19 protein-coding genes are annotated in these 18,992 nt (G+C 72.4%); all 19 read right to left on the bottom strand.

Annotation, left to right across the window (positions count from 1 at the left end; translation table 11 throughout):
- Positions 1-59 precede the first annotated feature (59 nt).
- The 19 genes from KVF89_RS19890 to KVF89_RS19800 all read right to left on the bottom strand — a co-directional run bounded on the left by KVF89_RS19890 (position 60) and on the right by KVF89_RS19800 (position 18,989).
- Positions 60-1,028, bottom strand: a complete 969-nt coding sequence (locus tag KVF89_RS19890) for a 2,5-dihydroxypyridine 5,6-dioxygenase NicX family protein (RefSeq protein WP_257427978.1) — start codon at positions 1,026-1,028, stop codon at positions 60-62.
- A gap of 4 nt (positions 1,029-1,032) precedes the next feature.
- Positions 1,033-2,037, bottom strand: coding sequence for an LLM class flavin-dependent oxidoreductase (locus KVF89_RS19885; protein WP_257427976.1), 1,005 nt, complete (start codon positions 2,035-2,037; stop codon positions 1,033-1,035).
- 19 nt (positions 2,038-2,056) lie between these two features.
- Complete coding sequence (locus KVF89_RS19880; RefSeq protein WP_257427975.1) at positions 2,057-3,196, bottom strand: M20/M25/M40 family metallo-hydrolase; 1,140 nt, start codon at positions 3,194-3,196, stop codon at positions 2,057-2,059.
- A complete protein-coding gene (locus KVF89_RS19875; RefSeq protein WP_257427974.1) occupies positions 3,193-4,356 on the bottom strand; it encodes a CaiB/BaiF CoA transferase family protein in 1,164 nt (387 codons plus the stop codon). The genes KVF89_RS19880 and KVF89_RS19875 overlap by 4 nt, the downstream gene beginning before the upstream one ends.
- Positions 4,353-5,945: an acyl-CoA mutase large subunit family protein gene (locus KVF89_RS19870; RefSeq protein WP_257427972.1), complete on the bottom strand. Its 1,593-nt coding sequence runs from the start codon at positions 5,943-5,945 to the stop codon at positions 4,353-4,355. The genes KVF89_RS19875 and KVF89_RS19870 overlap by 4 nt, the downstream gene beginning before the upstream one ends.
- The gene (locus KVF89_RS19865; protein WP_257427970.1) at positions 5,935-6,360 is read right to left on the bottom strand and encodes a cobalamin B12-binding domain-containing protein; all 426 of its coding nucleotides are present in this window, start codon (positions 6,358-6,360) and stop codon (positions 5,935-5,937) included. The genes KVF89_RS19870 and KVF89_RS19865 overlap by 11 nt, the downstream gene beginning before the upstream one ends.
- Positions 6,357-7,565 carry a M20 family metallopeptidase gene (locus KVF89_RS19860; protein ID WP_257427968.1) on the bottom strand — a complete coding sequence of 403 codons (1,209 nt, stop codon included), beginning with the start codon at positions 7,563-7,565 and terminating at the stop codon, positions 6,357-6,359. The genes KVF89_RS19865 and KVF89_RS19860 overlap by 4 nt, the downstream gene beginning before the upstream one ends.
- A 224-nt stretch (positions 7,566-7,789) precedes the next feature.
- Positions 7,790-8,665, bottom strand: a complete 876-nt coding sequence (locus KVF89_RS19855; protein WP_257427966.1) for a sulfite exporter TauE/SafE family protein — start codon at positions 8,663-8,665, stop codon at positions 7,790-7,792.
- Positions 8,662-10,047 carry a rhodanese-like domain-containing protein gene (locus KVF89_RS19850; protein WP_257427964.1) on the bottom strand — a complete coding sequence of 462 codons (1,386 nt, stop codon included), beginning with the start codon at positions 10,045-10,047 and terminating at the stop codon, positions 8,662-8,664. Before KVF89_RS19850 ends, KVF89_RS19855 begins: the two co-directional genes overlap by 4 nt.
- Positions 10,044-12,344 (bottom strand): xanthine dehydrogenase family protein molybdopterin-binding subunit, encoded by a 2,301-nt coding sequence (locus tag KVF89_RS19845; protein ID WP_257427962.1) that lies wholly within the window; start codon positions 12,342-12,344, stop codon positions 10,044-10,046. The genes KVF89_RS19850 and KVF89_RS19845 overlap by 4 nt, the downstream gene beginning before the upstream one ends.
- Entirely contained in the window at positions 12,341-12,829 is a 489-nt protein-coding gene (locus KVF89_RS19840) for a (2Fe-2S)-binding protein (protein ID WP_257427960.1), read from the bottom strand. Before KVF89_RS19840 ends, KVF89_RS19845 begins: the two co-directional genes overlap by 4 nt.
- A complete protein-coding gene (locus KVF89_RS19835; protein ID WP_257427959.1) occupies positions 12,826-13,698 on the bottom strand; it encodes an FAD binding domain-containing protein in 873 nt (290 codons plus the stop codon). Before KVF89_RS19835 ends, KVF89_RS19840 begins: the two co-directional genes overlap by 4 nt.
- Entirely contained in the window at positions 13,698-14,318 is a 621-nt protein-coding gene (locus KVF89_RS19830; RefSeq protein ID WP_257427958.1) for an SRPBCC family protein, read from the bottom strand. Before KVF89_RS19830 ends, KVF89_RS19835 begins: the two co-directional genes overlap by 1 nt.
- Before the next feature lie 12 nt (positions 14,319-14,330).
- A complete protein-coding gene (locus KVF89_RS19825; RefSeq protein ID WP_257427957.1) occupies positions 14,331-14,705 on the bottom strand; it encodes a RidA family protein in 375 nt (124 codons plus the stop codon).
- Positions 14,702-15,523 carry a sulfurtransferase gene (locus KVF89_RS19820; protein ID WP_257427956.1) on the bottom strand — a complete coding sequence of 274 codons (822 nt, stop codon included), beginning with the start codon at positions 15,521-15,523 and terminating at the stop codon, positions 14,702-14,704. The genes KVF89_RS19825 and KVF89_RS19820 overlap by 4 nt, the downstream gene beginning before the upstream one ends.
- Position 15,524: 1 nt before the next feature.
- The gene (locus KVF89_RS19815) at positions 15,525-16,244 is read right to left on the bottom strand and encodes an ABC transporter ATP-binding protein (protein WP_257427955.1); all 720 of its coding nucleotides are present in this window, start codon (positions 16,242-16,244) and stop codon (positions 15,525-15,527) included.
- A complete protein-coding gene (locus KVF89_RS19810; protein ID WP_257427953.1) occupies positions 16,241-17,029 on the bottom strand; it encodes an ABC transporter ATP-binding protein in 789 nt (262 codons plus the stop codon). The genes KVF89_RS19815 and KVF89_RS19810 overlap by 4 nt, the downstream gene beginning before the upstream one ends.
- Positions 17,026-18,111, bottom strand: coding sequence for a branched-chain amino acid ABC transporter permease (locus KVF89_RS19805; RefSeq protein WP_257427952.1), 1,086 nt, complete (start codon positions 18,109-18,111; stop codon positions 17,026-17,028). Before KVF89_RS19805 ends, KVF89_RS19810 begins: the two co-directional genes overlap by 4 nt.
- Positions 18,108-18,989, bottom strand: a complete 882-nt coding sequence (locus KVF89_RS19800) for a branched-chain amino acid ABC transporter permease (RefSeq protein ID WP_257427951.1) — start codon at positions 18,987-18,989, stop codon at positions 18,108-18,110. The genes KVF89_RS19805 and KVF89_RS19800 overlap by 4 nt, the downstream gene beginning before the upstream one ends.
- Between the last annotated feature and the right edge of the window lie 3 nt (positions 18,990-18,992).

Here is an 18,992-nt window from a genome sequence, read left to right as displayed (position 1 = left end):
CTCGTGATCCGGACCGGCCACGGAGGGCCGTTACGATCTCACATTGGAGATACAATATTCTACTTGCCGCTCACCAGGACGCCGTCGACCATCACCGGCCGGTCATCGAGCTCCAGCGTGGCGCGCTGCATCACGCAGTCCAGGTGCGCCGCCGCGTCCACGGTCCCGCCGTAGGCGATCGAGTTGCCGAGCGCGACGTGCGCGCTCCCCAGCGTCGACTCGGTCTCCATCGGTACGCCGCAGACCCGGCCGTTGGGGTTCAGACCGAGGGAGACCTCGGCCAGGTTCTCCATCCGGCCGTCGGCACACCGCTCGATCATCGCGGTCAGCCGCTCGCCCTCGGCGCCCTCGACCTGCCGCAGCGCACCGTCCGCGAAGTGCAGCGCCACCGGCTCCGCGACCGGCCCGCGTCCCATGAACAGGAAGTCACCGTCGACCACCACGACACCCGTCGAGCTGCCCTCCACCGGTGCTGTTCCCGACTCGACGTCCGGCGGGCACATGTAGGCGCCCGGCTCACGGGCGATCCCGTACAACGCCCGTCCGCCCCGGCCCCGCACCGAGCCGCGGAGGTCGGTTCCCGCGGGGGTGGTCAACCGGTAGGTGTCGGCCGAGGCCCACGCCTCGGCCAGGCGCTCGGTGACCGTGCGGAGCTCGTCGAAGTCCACGTCGAGGGGACCGCCCAGGCGGAAGGTGTCGGCCACGACCCCGGGCATGCACAGGTAGCGAGTGCCGCCCGCCGTCGCCTGCTGACGAGCCCGGCTGGACCCGATGAACGTCGAGGTCAGCTCGATCGCCGCCGAGGCGCCGTCGAGGATCCGCGCCACGGCGTCCGGAGGCTCGCTCCCCGGCACGGCGTAGCGGGGCATCCGGGCCACCACCGCGACACAGCCGCGGTGGTCGAGGCCCCCCACCAGCGCCTCGACCACGACGGGATCGGTCTCGTCGTCGACGAGGAGCACCACCTCCTCGCGCGCCCCGACGCCCAGGCACTGGTCGAGGACGGTCGCGAGGGTCCGCTCGGGCACCGGGTCAGGAGACACGGGTCGCACCCACGACCTGGTCGAAGACCCCCTTGAAGCTGCGCATCGTCGCGAACCGGTCCTCGCCGAGCGGGAAGACCGTGATGCAGTCGATGCCGAGGTCGAGCATGTTCTCGATGTGCGCGCGGGCGCGGTCCTCACCACCGGCGAGGGCCATCCGGTGCACGAACTCGTCCGGCAGCAGACGCGCGGCCTCCTCCGCCTCCTGGAACTCGCCGCCGACGTACATCGTGCGCACCTTGTCGATCAGCTCCCGCGAGAGACCGGCCATCTCGCAGTAGCCCGGGGCCGTCTGCGGGAACCAGGCGGCGATGGTCCGGCCGGCGGCCAGGGCCGCCTCCTCGTCCTCGTCGACGGCGCCGTAGGCGAACACCGTGATCTTCGGTCGCTTCGAGCGACCGGCCGCGTCGACACCCCGGTCGATGTGGTCCAGCGCCCACTGCAGTCCCTCCGGGTGCAGACCCGCCAGCAGGATGACCCCATCGGCCACCCGGCCGGCGAGCTCGAGCGTCTTGGGGCCGCTGCAGGAGATGTAGATCGGGATGTCACGGTCGGCGGCGACCCGCATGTGTGCGTCGTCGAGGCTGAAGCCCGCACCCTCGAGGGTGACGTGCTCACCGGTCCAGAGCTGACGGATCGCGTCGATGGAGGACTCCAGGCGGGCGAGCGTCGCCGGCTTGGACCCCAGTGCCAGGAGCGGCCGGTCGCCGGCGCCGATCCCCAGCGAGAAGCGGCCCTCGCTGATCTCGTCGATCGTCGCGGCAGCCGTCGCCGTCACTGCAGGATGCCGGGTCACCGGGTTGGTCACCGCGGTGCCCAGGCGCAGGGTCGAGCTGTGCCGCGAGGCGAGCGCCAGGTAGGCGTAGACGTTGCGTGCGTGCAGGGAGGAGTCGGTCAGCCAGAGCTCGTCGAACCCCGCCCGTTCGATGTCCTCGACCGCGCCCTCGAACTCCCGAGGCGGGTCCACCGGCTGAAGAGCGACACCACTGAGCATTTGTTCCGTCCTTTCGAGGTCAAGCTGACCGTTCGGTGATGGTACGAGCGAGTGCGTGCAGACCGAGCCGGATCGCGTCGGGATCGATCCACTCGTCCTCGGTGTGGGTGCCGTCGCCGTAGGTGATCCCCAGCGTCACGGCTGCGATCCCGGCCGCGTAGGCGACATTGGCGTCGGTGCTGGCAGCGGTGAGGTGTGCGGTGATGCCGACCTCGGCCAGGGCGCGCACCGCCGTCCGCACCAGAGGGTGCTCCGGATCGATCCGACCGGCGGGGCGGTTGCCGAGGGGCTCGACCGCGACGTCGACGCCCTCGTGTCCCCGGCCGATGATCTCGTCGACCGCGGCGTCCAGCTCGGTGAGCGCCGTAGGGTCCTCCGCACGGAGATCGACGTCGAAGCTCGCCTGGATGGCGCGGGAGTTGATGGACTCCCCGCCCTGCAGCAGCCCGACGTTGCGCGACGACCGGACACCCCGCGGCTCCGGCAGCTGCGCGATGGCATGCACCATCGCGGCGGCGGCGTGGACCGCGCTCGGCGCGTCGGCGTCCTCCCACGCGTGACCGCCCCGACCGGAGACCCGCACCCGCTTGCGCACCGAGCCGACCCCCACGACGTTCACCCGGCCGAGGTAGTTGCCCTCGAGGGCGACGAACGTCTCGACGGGCTCCGGCGGGTGCTGCAGGGCGGCACGGGCACCGGCCAGGTCGCCCAGCCCTTCCTCGCCCACCGTCGCCAGCACCCAGACCGACGCCGCGGTCCGGGCCGGCAGCAGCACGTCGAGGACCGACAGCGCGGCCACGGCGACGGTGTCGTCGCCGCACCCCGGTCCGACGACCCGGCCGGCGTCGCGGCGCAGCCCGTGGCGCACGTCGCGGCTGAAGACGGTGTCGAGATGGGCGGCCACGACCACGGCACCCCGCCCCGGATCGGCCCCGACCCGTAGGCGGGCCCAGAGGTTGCCGACCGGCTGACGCTCGACGTCGAGCCCGTCGGCGCGCCACCAGTCGGCGACGCGTGCGGCCCGGTCGCGCTCGTCGAGCGGCGGCGCGGGGATCAGGGCGAGCTCGAAGGTGCGCTCCAGCACCCGGACCGCCTCCTCCGCGCAGTGCGACAGTGGCACACCCGGGTCGGCGTCCACGTCCCGGTCGGTGCCGCTCACCGGACACCCGGCCCGGTGCGCAGCTCGGCGAGGATCTCCTCGGTGTGCTCGCCCAGCCGCGGCCACCGCCCCCCGCTCGGGAGCGGCCCGTCGACCTGGAGCGGAACGCCCAGGACGGGCGTCATCCCCGGCGCTCCCGGATCGGCCCGGACGAGCTCGAGGTGGCGCACCTGCGCCGAGTCGAGGACCTGACCGAGATCGCGCACCTCGGCCGCGGGAACCTTCGCCGCATCGAGCAGGCTCAGCCAGTGCGCCCGGTCGCAGCGCCCCAGCCGGGCTTCGAGCTCCTCGGTCAGGGTCGCGCGGTTCCGGACCCGTGCCGCGTTGTCGGCGAAGCGTGGGTCCTCCACGAGCTCCGGCGCGCCCAGCGCCTCGCACAGCCGCCGCCACAGGGCCTCGCTCCCGGCGCCCGCGATCACGAGGTGGCCGTCCCGGGCCCGGAACGCACCGTAGGGCGCGAAGGTCGGCGAATGGCTGCCGATCCGGCCCGGCACCTCCCCGTCGACGAAGTACGACGGCGCCACGCTGGTGAAGGTCGCCACGGCGAACTCGAGCAGCGACGCGGCGACCCGCGCTCCCCTGCCGGTGCGGTTGCGCGCATAGAGCGCAGCCACGACGCCGAGAGCACAGGAGACGGCACTGCCGATGTCGAGGGCCGGCACGCCCACCTTGACCGGTCCGCTGTCGGGCTCGCCGGTCACGCTCATCAACCCTCCCTCGGCCTGGAGGATGAGGTCGAAGCCGCCACGCCCGGCGTCCGGACCGCTCTGGCCGTAGCCGGAGATCGACCCGTAGACGACGTGCGGGAAGCGGGCGGCGACGCTCTCCGCGTCGAGGCCGAGCTTGACCAGCGCTCCGGGCCGGCCGTTCTCCAGGAGCACGTCGGCGGTCTCCAGGAGCGCGTCCAGGTCTGCCCGGCCCTCGTCGGCGGCGAGATCGAGGAGCATCGACCGCTTGCCGCAGTTGAGTGCGCCGAAGAGGGCGCTCTCGCCGTCCACGAACGCCGTGCCCTGCTGGCGGTAGGGGTCGCCCGTCTCCGCCAGCTCCACCTTGATGACGTCCGCCCCGAGTGCGGCCAGCAGCCTCCCGGCGTACGCGCCGGACACGAACCGGGTCAGGTCCACGACCCGGACGCCGACCAGCGGCAGGTCGCCGCTCACCACGGCTGTGGCTCCCGGTAGACGCCGAAGACCTCACGCATCGTGTCGGCGATCTCGCCGAGCGTGGCGCCCACGCGGCCGGCCTGCATGATGTGGGGCATGCTGTTGGTCCCCTCGACCAGCGCCGTCCGCAAGGTCGCCAGTGCTGCGGCGACCACGTCGCCGTCACGGTCGGCGAGACGCGCGGCCAGTCGCTCGCGCTGCCGCGCTGCGCTCGCTGCGTCGACCTCGAAGAGCGGCGGCACGACCCCGTCGTCGTCGACGTACTTGTTGACGCCGACCTTGACCCGCTCGCCGGAGCGGACCTCCTGCTCGTAGCGGTACGCCGACTCGGCCACCCATCGCTGGGGAACACCTTGCGCGAGCAGCTCGACGAGGCCCCCTCCCTCCTCCACCCGACGGACGAGCTCCCAGGCCCGCGCCTCGATCTCGTCGGTGAGGTGCTCCACGAAGTAGGAGCCCGCCAGCGGGTCGATGACCTTCGCCACCCCGGACTCGTGGGCGATGATCTGCTGGGTCCGCAGAGCCAGGCGCACCGACTCCTCGGTGGGGATCTCCAGCGCCTCGTCGTAGCCCATGACATGGATGGACTGCGCGCCACCGAGCACCGCGGCGAGGCACTGCAACGTGGAGCGGACGACGTTGTTGAGGGGCTGCTGCGCCGTCAGCGTCGCGCCCGAGCAGCCGGAGAAGAAGCGGAGGCGGGCGGAGGTCTCCTTCTTCGCCCCGAACCTCTCCAGGGCCAGGCTGCTCCACATCCGGCGCGCCGCGCGGACCTTCGACGCCTCCTCGAACAGGTCGAGCTGACTGGAGAAGTGGAAGGAGAGCCGCGGCGCGAACGCGTCGAAGTCCAGGCCGCGCGCGAGGAACGCCTCCGTGTAGGCGATCGCCGAGGCCATCGTGAGGCCGATCTCCTGGATCGCGTCGCATCCCGCCTCCCGCGCGTGATAGCCCGTGATCGAGATGCCGTTGAACCGCGGCAGGTGCTCCGAGCAGTACTCCACGACGTCGGCCACCAGGCGGATGGAGTGGTCCGGCGGGAAGATGAACGTCTTGCGCGCCAGGAACTCCTTGAGGATGTCGTTCTGCAGCGTGCCGGCCACCTGCGCCATGTCGGCGCCCTGCCGCTCGGCGGCCACCAGGTAGAACGCCAGGATGATCGGGGCGGTCCCGTTGATGGTGAAGTTCACCGACAGCTGGTCGATGGGCAGGCCCGCGAACACGGCCTCCATGTCCTCGACCGAGTCGATCGCCACACCGACGCGGCCGACCTCGGAGAGGACCAGCTCGTCGTCGGAGTCGTAGCCGAGCTGGGTCGGCAGGTCGAACGCGACCGAGAGCGCCGTCTGGCCCTGGTCGAGCAGGTAGCGGAAGCGCGCGTTGGTGTCGTCCGCCGAGCCGTAGCCGGCGTACTGGCGCATGCTCCACAGTCGCTCGCGGTACATCGTCCGGTAGGGACCGCGGGTGAACGGCGGCTCCCCCGGCCGCCCGAGGCGGCCCTCCAGGTCCTCGGCGACGGACGCGGCGTCGTAGATCGGGTCGAGCGGGATGCCGGAGTCGGTCACGACGGCCCGGGGCTCACTGCTCATCGGACACCTCCTCGGCGGCGATGGCGAAGATGCGCGCGACCAGGTCATCGAGCGGCGTCCCGACCGGGAAGACGTCGCGGACACCGAGCTCGCGCAGACGGGTGACGTCCGCGGGCGGGATGGTGCCGCCCACCACCAGGGGTACGTCGCCGAGGTCCTCGCCCGCGCAGGCGGCCAGGACCTGGCGGGCCACGTCGACGTGGACGCCGGAGAGCACGGAGAGCCCGATCACGTCGGCGTCCTCGGCGGCCGCCGCGCGAGCGATCTGGGCGGCCGTCTGCTGGAGCCCGAGATAGACGACCTCGGCGCCGGCGTCCCGCAGTGCCATGCCGACCACCTTGACCCCTCGGTCGTGCCCGTCGAGACCGGGCTTGGCCAGCACCACCCGGGGGTGCGGACGCACCCCCGTGCTCACGCCGATTCCCGAGGCGTGAGCGCGCGGACGGCGAACTCGGTGTAGACCCGGGTGGCCTCCACGATGTCGGCGACGGAGAGGTGCTCGTCGGGGCAGTAGACCGGCTCCCCACCGGGCCCGAAGATGACGGTCGGGACCTTGTCACCGAAGCTCGCGGTGTCACCCAGCCAGCCGGCCGCCTGCAGCGGGGGCTCGGCACCGCCCCGCACCGACCGCACGGAGTCACGCATCAGCTCGACGACCTCGTCGCCGGGCTTGGCGAGATAGCCATTCTTGACGTCGACGAGCTCGACCTCGGCGCGGAAGCGGCTGTCCCGCTCGCGTGCGGAGGCCAGGCACTGCTCGATCTCCGCCCGGACCTGCTCGACCGTCACACCGGGCTGCGGGCGGCAGTCCACCCGGATCACGCACTCGTCGGGGATCATCGACGGACCGCCGGGCGGCAGTCCGCCGTAGACGCGCCCGGGCGCCATGTAGGTCTCGGCTCCGAACAGGTCGACCACCCAGTCCTCGAGAGCCGGGGTCAGACGCGACTGGTCCAGCTCGATGATCGCGTGCGCGGCGAGGAGGTTCGCGTTGACCGCGAGCGGCTTGTGGCAGGTGTGCGCGGAGCGCCCCTGCACGGTGATGTCGAAGTAGTAGCGGCCCCGGTGGCCGAGGAAGATCTCGTTGCCGGAGAGCTCGCCGAGGACGGCGAGGTCCGCGGCGTACTCGTCGAAGTAGCGGATCGAGCCGAGCTGGTCGCCCATGTGGTCGGACACCGCTGCCATGGCGACCGTGCCGGCGAGGCCGACCCCGGAGTCGCGCAGCGCCTCCATGGCCACGATCTGGCACACCAGCGCCGCCTTCATGTCCATGATCCCGTGCCCGTAGATGGCACCGTCGATGATCTCCCCGGAGAACGGCGAGGTCTTCTCCCACCCGATGGACACGGGCTTGGTGTCCATGTGACCGGTGAACACGATCCGCTTGCCGGCGCCGAAGCCGAGCTCCCCGATCGCGTTCGGCCGCTCGCCGACGACGTCCTGCAGGCCCACGCCCTCGAAGCCGGAGTTCTTCATGTAGTCCGCGAGGAAGCTCGCCAGCGGTCCCTCGTCGCCGAGGATGCTCGGGATCCGGCACACCTCCTGGACGAGCTCGTTCAGGCGCTGGTAGTCGATCGCCTCGACAGCCTTCTGGGCCGCGGCATCGATCAGGTCGGTCATGGAGGGGTCCCTTCTACCCGGGCGAGGTGCACATATCTCGCGCTTGAGATCTGATATTCAATGTAGCGGTACGGACGGCAGCGCGCCAGCCCCGGACGACAACTGCCGGGCACAGGACTGGAGGGCACCGGACGACGACGTACGACGGCTCCCGCGCGTGCGATGCGCACGACGGACGGCAGGTCGGACGCTCCCGGCTCCCGGGAGGAGGAGAGCGCGCGGGCTCAGCGCGGCGCCGCGCCACCCCGGACCGAGCGGGACGGGCGGGACGAGCGCGACCGGGGCGACCACACCCGCCAGCAGGCGATCGCGCAGCCGACGGTCGCGAGCACCGCGATGCCCGGCGCCAGCCAGGCCGGCGGCGCGGCCTCCTGGAGGAGCACGAAGCTGCCGACCACCAGCACGAACCAGCCGAAGCTGCGGCGCAGCCTGGTCTCGGACATGCCGCCGGCGAGCCGGCTGCCGAGGACACTGCCCGCGACAGCGGCGACGGTGACGCCCGCCGCGAGGCCCCAGGGGACTGACACCTGGGTGACGTAGCCGGCGAAGCCGGCGAGCGACTTCATGACGATGACGACCAGTGACGTGCCGACGGCCGCCGACATGGGGATGCCGCCGCGCAGGACCAGGGCCGGCACGACGAGGAAGCCGCCCCCGGCGCCGACCAGGCCGGTCACGGCCCCCACCACGACGCCGTCGACGAGTGCTCCCACGACCTGGGGCTCGTCGGCCGCCTCGATCTCGCGGGCCTCGCGCAGCATCGCCACGGCGGTGGCCAGCATCATCAGCGCGAAGCCGACGAGCAGCACGTGGCCGGGGACGCGTGCGCCGAGAACCCCGCCACCCAGCGCGCCGACGGTCCCACCCGCTCCGAACAGCAGCCCGGTGCGCCAGCGGATCCTCCTGGCTCGCGCGTGGGCCAGCGCACCGACCGCCGAGGTGACGCCGACGACCAGCAGGGAGGTGGCGATCGCCTGCTTCGGATCCAGGCCCGCGACGTAGACCAGCAACGGGACCGTGAGGATCGACCCGCCGCCCCCCAGGGCACCGAGGGCCACCCCCACCAGGAGTGCCAGCGCGAGGACGACGGCGAGCGTCACCCGCTCGCGACCGTGACGGGAAGGCCGGCCGCACCGGCCGCGCTGAAGTGGTCGTCGACCGCGACGACGCGCCGCCCGGGCGCGACCAGGAAGGACGCCGCGATCGACGCCCGGTAGCCGCTCTGGCAGTGGACCCACACCTCGTCGTCGGCGACCTCGGCGATCCGGGACCTCAGCTCGTGGAGCGGGATGTTGCGCGCTCCGACGACGTGCCCGGCCGCGAACTCGTCCGCGCGCCGTACGTCGAGCACGGGCACCTCGCGAACCGCCGACTCCGCGGCGAGCGCGGCGAAGCCGGCCTGCTCGAAGCGCGCCGGCTCGCGGTCGCTCCACTGCCGTGGCTCACCGGTGGCGGCGCCCGAGGGACGGTCGACGCCGATGCGGACCAGCTCACGCTGGGCGTGAGCCAGGTCGTCGGGCGTGGCCGCGAGCAGCGTGAGCGGGGCGTTCCAGTCGATGAGCCAGCCCAGGTTGGTCGCGAACGCCCCGTCGGTGCCGAAGTTGTAGCTGCCCGGGACATGTCCCCCGGCGAACTGCGAGCGGTGCCTCAGGTCGACCACCCACTCCCCCGCCTCGATCCGACGGCGGATCTCCTCGGCGCCCACCTGCCTCGGCGGGCTGAGGTCCGCCGCCGCGGGACCGGCGGTGTTCAGCGGCGCGATGTGCGCGTAGTAGTCGGGCCACGGCCCCAGACCGGCCAGCAGGTCGCGGACGTAGCTGGCCTCGTCCTGGACGAGGACCGCGTTGCTCGCCCGTTCCTCGCCGATCGTCGACCGTGAGGCGCGTGATTGTGAAGCCGCGCAGAACGACCCGAACCCGTGCGTCGGGTACAGCGCCGCGTCGCCGGGGAGCGCGGCGCCGAGACGGCGGGCCGAGGCGTGCTGGAGACGCGCGAGGCGGTCGGTGTGCTCGGCGCCGAGCAGGTCGGGACGCCCGGTCGAGCCGTAGAGCAGGGATCCGCCGGAGAAGACGGCGACGCCCGGCACCGCGTCGCCGTCGCGCAGGACGTAGGAGAGGTGGTGGAAGGTGTGCCCGGGGGTGGCGAGCGCCTCGACCCGGATCCGGTCGCCCACCGCCAGCACGTCCCCGTCCTCGACCGGGTGGCGAGCGAAGGCGACCTCCTCCCGCGCGCTGACGACGTAGTCCGCGCCGGTCGCCCGCGACAGCGCCAGTCCGCCGGTCACGTAGTCGTTGTGGACGTGCGTCTCCAGGACGTGGGTCAGCGTGAGGCGCTCACGCTCGAGCACCTCGAGCACCCGGTCGATGTCCCGCTGCGGGTCGACGACGAACGCCGCCGAGCCGTCGTGGACGAGATAGCTGCGATCGCCCAGGCTCGGGGTGTCGATCGGTACGACGTGCAGGCCGTCTCCGGTGCCGCTCACGACTGGGCCCTCTCGTCGATGCAGGCGCGCACCCGCTCGGCGAGCATGGGCAGCGTCGTCGGGCGTACGCCGACGGCGTCCTCGATGGCACTCGCGATCGTGGCGGCGCACGGACCGATCGGCGGCTCGCCGATGCCACGTGCGTTGAACGGCCCCACACCCTCGCCGGACTCCAGGACGACCACCTCGATCTCCGGGCAGTCGGCAGCGGTCGGCACGGCGTACTGGTAGAACGCCCCGGTCAGGTTGACGCCCTCGTCGTAGACGATGCGCTCGGACAGCGCGTAGCCGAGCCCCTGCACCACCGCCCCCTCGATCTGGCCGCGCACACTGGCCGGATTGATGGCGCGGCCCACGTCATGAGCCGCCACATAGCGCAGCGGACGGACGGCACCGGTGCGGGTGTCGACCTCGACGTACGCGGCATGCGCGCCGAAGGTGAAGTCGGGGACGATCCGCTCGGCGTCGATCCGCTGGGCGACCGGTGGCCCGGTCGGCGCGAAGTAGGTCTCCATGGCATTGATCGCGACGCCGTTGGCCAGGCACATCATCACGACCTCGGCGAGGGGGACCACGCCGTCCGGCGTGATCACCCCACCCTCGGCGAGGGTCAGTGCGGACTCGGCGTGACCGGAGCCCCGGGCCACGCCCTCGACCAGCCGGGCACGGAGCACCCGGGCGGCCGCGAGCACCGCGTTGCCGGACATGTAGAGCTGACGGGTGGCGGTGGTCCGCCCCGCGAGCGGGGTCCGGGCGGAGTCGCCGAAGTGGACGGTCACCTTGTCCATCGGGACGTGGAGGACCTCAGCCGCGATCTGCGCCAGGGAGGACACCTGGCCGCCACCGACGTCCGGGACGCCGCAGCGCACCACCACGTCGCCGTTGCGCTCGCAGCCGACCCAGGCCGAGGCGGAGTCGTTCATCCAGGCCACCCGGCCGTAGGGCTGGACGTTGCAGGCCAGGCCCAGGCCGACCCGGTGGTCGGGCGACGACGGCTCGGGACGGGGCCCGATCCGCTCGAGCACCGCGTCGATGCACTGCGGCAGCCACACCGCGGTGTCGATCCGCTGCCCGGCGGGGATCCGGTCGCCGGCCGTGAAGGCGTTGCGCTTGCGGACCTCCACCCGGTCCCGGCCGGTGGCGTCGGCGACCTTGTCGATCTGGGCCTCGTAGCCCAGTACGGGCTGCATGCCTCCGAAGCCACGGAAGGCCGAACCGGGGGTGTTGTTGGTGTAGGCCGCGCGGGAGCGCACCCGGACGTTGTCGCACCGATACGGTCCGGCGGCGTTGAGGGTGATGTAGAGCAGCACGAACCCGCTCAGCAGCGGGTAGGCGCCGGCATCGGAGACGACCTCGATGTCGTGGGCCAGCAGCCGGCCGTCCGCCGTCGCGGCGGTGCGGTAGGACATCCGGACCGGGTGTCGCTTGGCCCGCGCGGTGAGCGACTCCTGGCGCGTCCAGGTCATCTTCACCGGTCGGCCCGTGCGCTGGACCGCGAGCGCGATGTACGGCTCGACCGTCATGTCCTCCTTGCCGCCGAAGCCGCCGCCCAGGTACGGCGCCTGCACCCTCACCTTGGAGTCGGTGAGCCCGACCACGTGGGCGATCCGGCGATAGTGCTCGATCTCCTGGGTCGAGACGCGGATGTTGATCACCCCCTCGTCGTCGAGCCAGCCGACTCCCGTCTCGGGCTCCAGGTAGGCGTGGTCGACGACCTGGGCCTCGTAGCGTCCCTCGACCACCACATCGGCGTCGGCGAAGGCGGCGTCGACGTCGCCTCGGTCGATCTCCCACTGGCTGAGCAGGTTGCCGCCCTCGTGCACCTCCGGTCCGTCCGGTTCGAGCGCGCGCTCGGGATCGGAGACCACCGGCAGCAGGTCGTACTCCACCTCGACAGCCGCCTCGCCGGCGGCCAGGGCACGGAGGTTCGCGGCGACCACGAGGGCGACCGGCTCCCCGTGGTAGCGGACCCGGTCCGTGGCCAGGACCCACGACGGAGGCAGCGGCCGCCCCTTGATGCCGGCGGTGTTGGTGGGGATCTCGTTGTTCGGCACGTCCTCACCGAAGAGGACGGCGACGACGCCGGGGATCGCCAGGGCGGCACTCGCGTCCTTGGCGACGATCCGAGCCGAAGGGACGGGCGAGCGGACCAGCCGGGCATGGAGCTGGCCGGCGACGTCGAGGTCGCCGGCGTAGCGGGTGCGACCGAGCAGCTTCTCCCGGGCGTCGTTGCGCAGGACCGAGGTGTTGACCACCCGGGTCGGGCGTCGTACGTGATCGCGGACGGTGTCCGTCATCGGGTCGCCCCCTCCTCGGCCGCGCGGACCACGGCATCGACGATGGCCTGGTAGCCCGTGCAGCGGCACAGGTTGCCGTGTAGGTGCTCACGCACCGTGGTGGGCGTGACCTCGTCACCCGAGCGCAACAGCTCCACGGCTGACATCAACATGCCCTGGGTGCAGAATCCGCACTGCGCGGCGCCCGCCTCCCAGAAGCGGGTCTGCAGCGGACTCAGCTCGTCGCCGTCGGACAGCGAGACGCTGGTCTCCACCTCGCCGCCGGCGACCTGGACCGCGAGGGTCGTGCAGCCGGTCGTGGCGCGGCCGTCGACGAGGACGGTGCAGGTGCCGCAGGTCCCCTCGTTGCAGCCCTCCTTGACCTCGTAGGCGTGTGCCTGCTCGCGCAGCCACCGCAGCAACGTCGTGTCGGCCGGCGCGTGACCGGTGACCTGCGCCCCGTTCAGGCTGATCGTCGTCTCCACGCTTCCCATCGCCTCGGTCACGGCCGGTCCTTCCTCACGTCGGCGCAGGCGTCGCGCACGGCCCGCTCCACCATCACCTCGATCAACCGGGCGCGGTCCGCGCCGGCGCAGTAGGGGTCGTCGGCCACCGTGAGCTCGGCGGCCAGGCCCGCGACCGAGCGCACGGCCGATGCCACGCTCTGCCCGGTCAGACTCCGCTCCAGCTCGCCCAGGCGGACCGGCCGGTCGGCCGCTCCGGTCACCGCGATCGCCACCTCGGCGATCCGGTCGCCCTCCAATCGGACGCCCGCGGCGGCCGAGGCCAGCGCGAAGTCACCGGCCCGCCGGGAGTACTCCTGGAAGCCCCATCCGTGCCGGGGCCGCAGCGGCACCCGGATCGCGGTCACCAGCTCTCCCGGTGCCAGGTCGGTCTGGTAGTAGCCCAGCGAGAACGGGCCCGCGGCCCGCAGCTCGGTGCCGGTCGCGCTCTCGATCCGGTAGTCCGCCTCGAGCACGTGACAGCTCACCGGAAGCTCGGCCGCGGCGTCTCCGTGGGCGACCGAGCCGCCGATGGTGCCGCGGTTGCGGATCCGCTGGCTGCCGATCTGGCGGGCGGCGCGGGCCAGCAGGGGAGCATGCTCGGCCACGAGGGGGTCGCTGGTGAGCTCGGCGTGGGTGACCGCGGCGCCGATGACCAGGTGCTCGCCCTCGACCGCGATGGTGCGCAGGCCCGGAACGGCCGATACGTCGACGAGGAAGGCCGGCGCGGCGAGACCGAGGTTCATCATCGGCACCAGGCTCTGGCCCCCCGAGATCGGACGAGCGTCCTCGCCGCCCTCGGCGAGCAGGACGAGTGCCTCGGGCACGCTGCGCGCCCGCTCGTAGGCCATCGTGGTGAGGACGTCGGACATCAGCGACTCCCGACCGTGCGCAGCCGCCGTCCGAGCAACAGGCAGAGCACGACCACCACCAGCGCGGCGACGCCACCGGCGAGCGCCCGGGTCGGGACGAGGGACGAGTCGAGCAGGTTGATCGGCTCGACCGGCGCGGGTGCGGCCGCCTCGGGACGGGGCGCGGCGGCCACCTCGGGCAGGTCGATCCGGGTCGCCAGACAGTCCGCGAACTGGCCCATCAGCTTGGTGCTGAGATCCTTGATCGGTCCCTGGCCCAGCTGGGCGACCCGGCCCGTGAGCGCGAGCTCGGTCGACAGGCTCACCTCCGACCCCCCGGGGACCTCGACCAGCGCGGCCTTGATCGTCGCCGTCACCGCGCCGCCGCCACGGCCGTCGCGACCTCCCGCGCGGATGGTGGCGATCCGGTTCGCGTCGTCCTTGACCACGAAGGCCGCCTCGCCGGCGTAGTTCATGCTCATCGGGCCGATGCGGAGCGCGACACGACCGCTGAGCACGTCGTCCGCGACGGAGTCCACCGTGGCACCGGGTAGGCACGGCGCGACCCGGGCGAGGTCGGTGAGGAACGCCCATGCCCGCTCCGGGCTGGCGGGGACGGTGAACCTGTTGTCGATGCGCACGCTTGCTCCTGGCTAGTCCTGGTCGCGGGTCACGGCGATCGCCTGGACCTCGAGGCGCCACGCCGGGTCGAGGAGGCCGGAGACCTCCACGACCGTGCTGGTCGGCCGGTGGTCCCCGAAGAACCGGCCGCGTACCGACGAGACCGTGGGTCCGTCGGCGATGTCGCGCAGGAAGGTCGTGATGGACACGACGTCGGCCATGGTGAGGGCCTCGTCTGCCAGACAGGCCGCCAGGTTGGCGAACACCTGCTCGGCCTGTCCGGTCACGTCCTCGCTGTGCCTGCCGGCGTCGTCGACCGGCACCTGGCCCGAGACGAAGCACAGTCCGGCGGCGGTGATCGTCTGCGCGTAGGCACCGAGCGGAGCCGGTCCACGGGTCGTGCTCATGCGTGCTCCTCCACGGGGTTCTCCTCGTGCCGCGACCACTCGGACCACGATCCGTCGTACAGCGACAGGTTGTCGAAGCCGGCCTCACGCAGCGCCACGAGCACCGCGGCCGCCGAGACGCCGCCGCCGCAGTAGAGAAGGGTCGGGCCGTCGCGGTCGACCCCGGCGGCAGCGGCCAGCGCGGCCACCTCCTCGCCCCGCCTGAACCGACCGTCGTCGCCGACCAGCGTCGGCGCCGGGAGGCGCGTGGCCCCCGGGATCCGCCCCGCCGAGGCCGAGAAGGTCTCCTCCATACGGCAGTCGACCAGACGTACGTCGCCGCGGTCCACCAGCGCGCGGACCTCGGCCATCGAGCGGCGCAGTCCCGCTCCTGGACGGGCGCTGAAGGCGGCCGGCTCCGGGACATCGGTCTCGTCGGTCGTCCGCATCCCGGCCCGCTCCCAGGCGGGGAGGCCACCGTCCAGGACGGCGACCCGCTCGTGGCCGTGGTGCAGCAGCGCCCAGGCCAGGCGTGAGGCGGTGAAGAGCGCGTTGTCGTCGTAGGCGACGACCAGCGTGTCGTCGCCGATGCCCAGCCGCGACATCGCCGTCGCGAACTCCTCCGCCTCGGGCAGCATCCCCTCGACGCCGTCGACGGTCGTGCCCCAGTCGTCGAGCCAGTCGGCGTGGACCGCACCCGGGATGTGCCCGGCCGCCCACAGGTCCCGGCCGCGCGGCCCGTCGGCCAGGGACGCCCGGGTGTCGACGACCCGGATGTCACGGACATCGGGCCGGTCGAGGAGCGCCGCCAGCGCGGTCGGGTCGAGATACAGGTCCACGTCATGCTCCCAGGTAGATGGCTCGGACACGTGCGGAGTCGGCCAGGTCGGCGGCGACACCGTCCTCGACGACACGGCCGGTCTCGAGGATGTAGGCGTGGTCGGCGAGCTCGAGCGCCAGGTTGGCGTTCTGCTCGGAGAGGAGGATGGTGAAGCCCTGGTCACGCAGCGCGACCAGTGCCTCGTAGATCCGGTTGACCAGCACGGGGCTCAGGCCCATCGAGGGCTCGTCGAGGACCAGCATCTCGGGACGCGCCATCATCGCCCGGCCCATGGCCAGCATCTGCTGCTGACCACCGGACAGCAGACCCGCTCGACTCTCACCGCGCTCGCTCAGCTCGGGGAACAGCTCGTAGACCTCGCCCAGGGTCGTGGTGTCGCGCCACCCCCCGCTGCGGCGGACCGCCCCCATCCGCAGGTTCTCCAGCACGGTGAGGTCGGCGAAGACCCGCCGGCCCTCGGGCACCAGCGCGATGCCGCGCCGGGCGACGGCGTGCGGCGGCATCCCGCTCAGGTTGTGCCCGTCGAAGGTGACCCGTCGGGCCCGGCTGGACTGGAGCCCGAGGACCCCGCGGATCGTCGTGGTCTTTCCGGCCCCGTTGTTGCCGACCAGGCAGGTGACCTGACCGGGCAGCGCGCGGAAGTCCACCCCGTGCACGACCTCGACCCGGCCGTAGCGCACGGCGAGGCCCTCGACGACCAGTCCCTCACTGCCGCTCATCGCGTGAGCTCCTCGGTGGTCATGGGCCCGGGCCCCAGATAGGCCTCGATGACGCGTGCGTCCTGCTGCACCTGCGTCGGCGTGCCCTCGGTGAGCACCTGACCCTGATCGAGGACCACCACGTGCTCGGAGATGCTCATCACGAGCTTCATGTTGTGCTCGATGAGGAGGACGCCGATGCCGTCGGCCGCCATGCCCGCGATCGTCTGCGCCAGCGGCAGCGCACTCGCCGGCGGCAGGCCGGCCGCCGGCTCGTCGAGCACCACGACCTCCGGCTCCATCGCCAGGACGCGCACCATCTCGACCAGCTTGGCCTCGCCGAACGGCAGTGACTCCACCAGCGAGTCGGCCCGTCCCTCGAGCCCGAACCTGTCGAGCAGCGCCCGCGCCGCCTCGTGGACCTCCCGCTCGTCGCGCCGGGACCGCGGTCCGCGGACGAGATCGGCCAGATGACCTCCGCGCTGACGTGAGTACGCGCCCATCGCGACGTTCTGCAGCACGGTCATCCCGGTGAAGACCTCGAGATTCTGGAAGGTCCGGCCGAGCCGACGCGCCGCCCGGGTCATCGCGCGCCCCGGTGGCAGCGTCGCGCCGTTGACCACGACCGTCCCCGCGTCCTGGGTGACGAACCCGGAGATCACGTTCGCCAGCGTGCTCTTGCCCGCCCCGTTGGGTCCGATCACCGCGGTGATCGACCCGGCGGGAGCCCGCAGGGTGACGTCACGGAGCACCTGCAGGCCTCCGTAGGCCTTGCTGACGCCGCTGATCTGCAGGCCGGCGCTCATCGCCCCACCTCCTCGATCATCGCCGGGGCGCCGTCCGTCCCCGTCGTCCTCGTCGTCCTCGCCGTTTCCGCAGTCTCCGCCGGCCCCGCCGCCTCCCCGGTCCGCTGGGCACGCTCGCGACGCTCCTCCCAGCGGACCGCCAGCTCGCCGGCGACGCCGCGCGGGAACAGCTGCACCGCGACCAGGAAGATCACGCCCATGATCAGCGGCTCGTAGTCGGCGTAGTCGGCGGCGAAGACCTCGATGCCGGTGAGCAGCAGGGCCCCGAGGATGGGCCCGACCATCCGGCCGGCGCCGGAGACCACCAGGGCGACGACCAGCAGCACCGCCGTCATGAAGTCGAACGTCGAGGGACTGATGAAGCGGGAGTCGAACGCCTCGAGCGCGCCGGCGACGCCGGCGTAGAAGCCGCTCAGCCCGAACGCCAGCAGGCGCAGCCGGAACGGGCTGGCACCGACGGCCAGTGCGGCTGGCTCCGAGGCGCCGTAGGCCCGCAGCGCCCGCCCGGTCCGGGAGACCAGGAGGTTGTGCGCCACCACGGCGCCGAGGGCCGCCAGGACCGCGACCAGTGCGTACCTCATGATCGGCTCGGTGAACTCCAGCCCCCCGATCGAGAAGGGCGGGATGCCGACCAGCCCGTTGGGGCCGCCGGTCAGCTCGACCATCCGCCCGAACAGCAGGAAGAGCACGAATCCGGCGCCGAGGGTCGCCATCGTGAAGTAGATCTCCTTGAGGCGCATCGAGAGCACGCCCACCAGCAGCGCGACCAGCGTCACGACCACCGGGGCGACGACGAGCGCCACGAGCGGCGGCAGGTCGTAGCGCACGGCGGAGATCCCCGCGGCGTACGCACCGAGACCGAAGAAGCCCGCCTGGGCCAGGGAGGTCATCCCGGCGACGCCCTGGATCAGGTTCAGACCGGTCAGCAGGATGAGGAAGATCGCCATCCGGGTCCAGATGTGCAGGGAGTAGTCGGTGGCGGCGAGCAGCGGAAGCACGACCAGCAGGCCGATCGTGACCCACAGCTCCCAGGCGGTACGTCGGCGCCGGGTCCCATCGGACGCGCCGCGACGGCCCCTCAAGTCCGCACCGCCTGGGCCGTGCCGAACATGCCGGTGGGCCGCAGCGTGAGGATCGCCAGCAGCACGACGAAGGCCACCACGTCGGCGTACGCCGCCGCGCCGTAGCCCGACATGACGGCCTCGGCGATCCCCAGCATCAGGCCGCCGGCGAGGGCGCCCCGCGGGTTGCCGAGTCCACCGAGCATCGCGGCGGCGAAGCCCTTGAGGCCGAGCAGGGTGCCCGAGTCGAAGGACATGACCGTCAGCGGCGCCAGCCCGGCTCCGGCCACGGCACCCAGCGCCGCGGCGATGACGAACGCCCAGCGCGCGGTGGTGCGGTAGGAGACGCCGAAGGTCTGGAGGGTCTCCGAGTCACCGGCCGCCGCGCGCAGGGTCGTGCCCAGCTTGGTGCGCTGGAAGAACAGTGCGAGTGCCACCACGGCCACGACCGCGAGGAGCAGGTTCAGCACCGTCTGGCGGCTCGTCGAGGCGCCCCACACCTGCAGTGAGCCGGCTCCGAGGACCGACGGCAGGGCATACGTGTCGCGATCGGAGATGAGCATGGCCGCGCCCTTGATGATGACGGCGATCGCGATGGTCGCGATGGTGATGCTCGCGGGGGTGCGCAGCCGGCCGAAGCCGAGCAGCCCGAACTCGGTGAGCACCCCGAGCAGGACCGTCAGCGCGACCGCGGCCACGATGGCGACGAGGACGGGCACGTCCCAGGCCTCGTAGAGCATCGCCGCGCTCAGACCCCCGACCATGACGTACTCGCCCTGGACGAAGTTGATCGCGCCGGTGGCGTTGAAGATCACGCCGAACCCCACCGCCACGAGCGCATAGATCGCGCCGACGCTGAGCCCGGACAGGATGACCTGGATGAGCAGACCGGTGTCCACGGG

It is taken from the genome of Nocardioides carbamazepini (assembly GCF_024614185.1).
Classification (GTDB): Bacteria; Actinomycetota; Actinomycetes; order Propionibacteriales; family Nocardioidaceae; genus Nocardioides; species Nocardioides carbamazepini.
Note: the sequence above shows the minus strand (reverse complement) of the source record. Positions and strands in the feature narration are given on the sequence as shown.

What these genes read in the sequence shown, in the direction of transcription:
- KVF89_RS19860 (WP_257427968.1), bottom strand. Translation starts at nt 7,565, where the DNA reads ATGACCGACCTGATCGATGCCGCGGCCCAGAAGGCTGTCGAGGCGATC.
- KVF89_RS19885 (WP_257427976.1), bottom strand. Translation starts at nt 2,037, where the DNA reads ATGCTCAGTGGTGTCGCTCTTCAGCCGGTGGACCCGCCTCGGGAGTTC.
- KVF89_RS19810 (WP_257427953.1), bottom strand. Translation starts at nt 17,029, where the DNA reads ATGAGCGCCGGCCTGCAGATCAGCGGCGTCAGCAAGGCCTACGGAGGC.
- KVF89_RS19870 (WP_257427972.1), bottom strand. Translation starts at nt 5,945, where the DNA reads ATGAGCAGTGAGCCCCGGGCCGTCGTGACCGACTCCGGCATCCCGCTC.
- KVF89_RS19835 (WP_257427959.1), bottom strand. Translation starts at nt 13,698, where the DNA reads ATGTCCGACGTCCTCACCACGATGGCCTACGAGCGGGCGCGCAGCGTG.
- KVF89_RS19825 (WP_257427957.1), bottom strand. Translation starts at nt 14,705, where the DNA reads ATGAGCACGACCCGTGGACCGGCTCCGCTCGGTGCCTACGCGCAGACG.
- KVF89_RS19815 (WP_257427955.1), bottom strand. Translation starts at nt 16,244, where the DNA reads ATGAGCGGCAGTGAGGGACTGGTCGTCGAGGGCCTCGCCGTGCGCTAC.
- KVF89_RS19845 (WP_257427962.1), bottom strand. Translation starts at nt 12,344, where the DNA reads ATGACGGACACCGTCCGCGATCACGTACGACGCCCGACCCGGGTGGTC.